Consider the following 3395-nt stretch of genomic DNA (forward strand, 5'->3'; position numbering starts at 1 on the left):
ACAGCGCAAATTGCCGATCTGGATTTCTACCGCGAGGTCATCGCCTTCGCGGCGAAGCATGATCTCTATGTGATTTCCGATCTCGCCTATTCGGAAATCTATTTTGACGGTAATCCACCGCCCTCGATCCTGCAGGTGCCGGGTGCGAAGGAGCGGACCGTCGAATTCACCTCGCTGTCAAAGACCTATTCCATGCCGGGCTGGCGCATGGGTTTTGCGGTGGGTAATGAAAAGCTCATCAACGCTCTTGGCCGCGTGAAGTCCTATCTCGACTATGGTGCCTTCACGCCGATCCAGGTGGCGGCGACGGCGGCACTGAATGGTCCGCAGGATTGCGTCGAAGAAATTCGCAACATCTACAAGCACCGTCGCAATGTGCTGGTGGACAGCATGGCGCGTGCGGGGTGGGATATTCCAAGCCCGCCTGCAAGCATGTTTGCCTGGTCGCCGATACCTGAGAAGTTCCGGCATCTGGGTTCCATGGGATTTGCGACATTGCTGCTCGAACAGGCAGATGTCGCCGTCGCGCCGGGCATCGGCTTTGGCGAGTATGGCGACGGCCATGTGCGCATCGGTCTTGTGGAGAACGAGCAGCGCATCCGGCAGGCTGCGCGCAACGTGAAGCGCATGATGCAGAATGCCGATCAGATCATTGCGGAATATGAGGAGCGTGTGGGGATCACCGCAAGCATCGTGCCGCATCCCAGTTCAACGAGGGTCAGCCGGACGTGACACAGGCTCTTCGCATTGGTATCGCCGGCCTCGGCACGGTCGGGGCGGGCGTGGTTAAGATTTTGGCTGCACGCGGGAGCCATCTCGCTGCAGCCTCTGGCCGCGCTGTTGAGCTTGTGGCCGTTTCCGCACGCGACAAGACGAAGGATCGTGGCATTGATCTGTCCGGCGTGCGCTGGGAAGACGATCCGCTGGCGCTTGCGCGGGCGGGTGACATTGACCTCGTAATCGAACTGATTGGCGGCTCGGAAGGTGTTGCGCGGCAGCTTGTCGAGGAAGCGCTGAAGAGCGGCAAGCATGTCGCCACAGCCAACAAGGCGCTGCTCGCCCATCATGGCACCGCGCTTGCGCGGCTTGCGGAGCAGAGCGGCGTTGCGCTCAACTATGAAGCCGCGGTTGCGGGCGGCATTCCCATCGTCAAGACGATGCGCGAGGCGCTGGCAGGCAACGATATCCGCAGCATCCACGGCATTCTGAACGGTACCTGCAATTACATCCTCACCGAGATGGAGACGACGGGCCGCGACTTTGGCGATGTGCTGAAGGACGCGCAGGCGCTTGGCTATGCCGAGGCCGACCCGACTTTCGATGTGGGCGGAATAGACGCGGCGCACAAGCTTGCCATTCTTGCGAGCCTCGCCTTCGGCACGGAAGTCGATTTCGACAATGTGCATATCGAAGGTATCGACAAGATCAGCGCGACGGACATCGCCTTTGCGGCGGAGTTCGGTTTCAGGGTGAAGCTGCTCGCCATTGCCGAGAAGGGCGAAGGCGGCATCGTGCAGCGCGTGCATCCCGCACTCGTGCCGGCGGGAACGCCGCTTGCCGCTGTTTCCGGTGTCTATAACGCCGTAGCGGTCAATGGCGACCGTGTCGGCCATCTCGTGCTTGAAGGGCGTGGCGCGGGCGAAGGGCCGACAGCTTCTGCCGTCATTTCAGACGTGGTCGATATTGCACGCGGCACCATCGTTCCGCCCTTCATCGTACCTGCGGCGCAGTTGAAGCCGCCCGCAAAGCCGCTGATGGATGCGCATAAGAGCTCCTTCTATCTGCGGCTTCGCGCGGTTGACCGCGCGGGCAGCATGGCCGCCATCACCAAGGCGCTGGCGGATGCGTCGATTTCTATCGAACGCATCGTGCAGCGTGGCGGCAAGGGCGATGAAAGCGGCAGGATGCCGGTCGTCTTCATCACGCATGAGACGGATGAAAGCACGATGGCCCGCGCCCGGGCCTTGCTTGCACACCATGAAGATGTGGCGGGAACGCCGCTCGTCATCAGAATTGAAGATGGTGAGCTTCGTTAAGCTGCTGCCATGAACAAGACCGGCGATGCCGGATGAACGAAACGTGATGGGGAAAGAAATGAGCGAGAAGACATCGAGCCTGAACCGCATGCTGGCGCTGGAAATGGGGCGCGTGACAGAGCGGGCGGCTGTCTGCTCAGCGCTTTGGGTTGGACGCGGTGACGAGAAATCCGCCGACCAGGCAGCCGTTGATGCGATGCGCCGCGAACTCAACGTGATCGACATTGACGGCACGGTGGTGATCGGCGAGGGCGAGCGCGACGAAGCACCGATGCTCTATATCGGTGAGCAGGTTGGCACGGGCAAAGGCCCGAAGGTCGATATCGCTCTTGACCCGCTGGAAGGCACCACGCTGACCGCGAAGGCCATGCCGAATGCGATGGCCGTGCTTGCGGCTGCGGCCGGTGGCACGCTGCTTCATGCGCCGGATACCTATATGGACAAGATCGCCATTGGCGGCGGCTATGCCGAAGGCATTGTCGATCTCGATGCAAGCCCCGCTGACAACATCAACGCTCTTGCCAAGGCGAAGGGTGTGAAGCCCTCTGAAATCACGGCCTGCATTCTCGACCGGCCGCGCCATGCTGACCTCATCCGCGCCGTGCGCGAGACGGGTGCGCGCGTGACGCTCATCACCGATGGCGACATTGCCGGCGTGATCGCAACCACGGACCCGTCAACGGGTGTGGACATCTATATGGGGACAGGCGGCGCGCCGGAAGGTGTGCTTGCCGCTGCCGCGCTTCGCTGCATCGGCGGCCAGATGCAGGGCCGTCTCGTCACCTCGAGCGATGCGCAGAAGGCGCGCGCGGAAAAGATGGGCATTGCAGACTTCAACCGGAAGTACTGCATGTCGGAGATGGCTTCGGGCGACGTGATCTTCGCGGCGACCGGTGTGACGGATGGCTGGCTGCTGGATGGCATCCATTATGAGCGCGGCGGCGTGACGACGCATACGCTCGTCATGCGCTCGGCAACGGGCACGGTGCGCCACCTCAAGTCGTTCCACGCCTCGCCGGACAAGTTCAAGTAAGGCTTGTCCTCCGGTCGCCTCTCGCCTTGATGAAGGGTACTCTTGGCGTCATGGGCGATTCTCTGGCGGTAGAAACAGGTTCGCGGGCGGCCGCCTCCGGCCGCGCCTTTCTTGGCGTGGAGCGTTCGGCCACGGGCCGGGCATGGGTGAGCCGCCTTGCCGATGACCGCCTTGCGCTTGCCATTGCGCAGCGCGAGGGACTGCCGGAGATCGTTGCGCGGGTTCTTGCGGGGCGCGGCGGTCAACGGTGGCCTGCTGTGGCTGGTGATCCTGGGCGTGATCAGCGCGGTGGTGGGCTGTTTCTACTACCTGCGCGTGGTCAAGGT

General features: G+C 62.3%; 4 protein-coding genes. All 4 read left to right on the plus strand.

Annotated elements, in window-relative coordinates:
- Positions 1–732, plus strand: a 732-nt coding sequence (locus tag WBF74_RS00645) for an aminotransferase class I/II-fold pyridoxal phosphate-dependent enzyme (protein WP_424433811.1), incomplete at its 5' end; no start/stop codon positions are given.
- The gene (locus WBF74_RS00650) at positions 729–2036 is read left to right on the plus strand and encodes a homoserine dehydrogenase (RefSeq protein WP_424433813.1); all 1308 of its coding nucleotides are present in this window, start codon (positions 729–731) and stop codon (positions 2034–2036) included. The genes WBF74_RS00645 and WBF74_RS00650, both read left to right, overlap by 4 nt.
- Positions 2037–2094: 58 nt before the next feature.
- On the plus strand, positions 2095–3069 hold the full coding sequence (gene glpX / locus WBF74_RS00655) for a class II fructose-bisphosphatase (protein WP_424433815.1): 975 nt from the start codon (positions 2095–2097) through the stop codon (positions 3067–3069).
- Between the two features lie 50 nt (positions 3070–3119).
- Positions 3120–3395 (plus strand): hypothetical protein (locus WBF74_RS00660; RefSeq protein WP_424433817.1); only part of this gene is annotated, 276 nt, incomplete at its 3' end.

Origin of the sequence: Parvibaculum sp. (assembly GCF_049672805.1) — a bacterium.
GTDB lineage: Bacteria > Pseudomonadota > Alphaproteobacteria > Parvibaculales > Parvibaculaceae > Parvibaculum.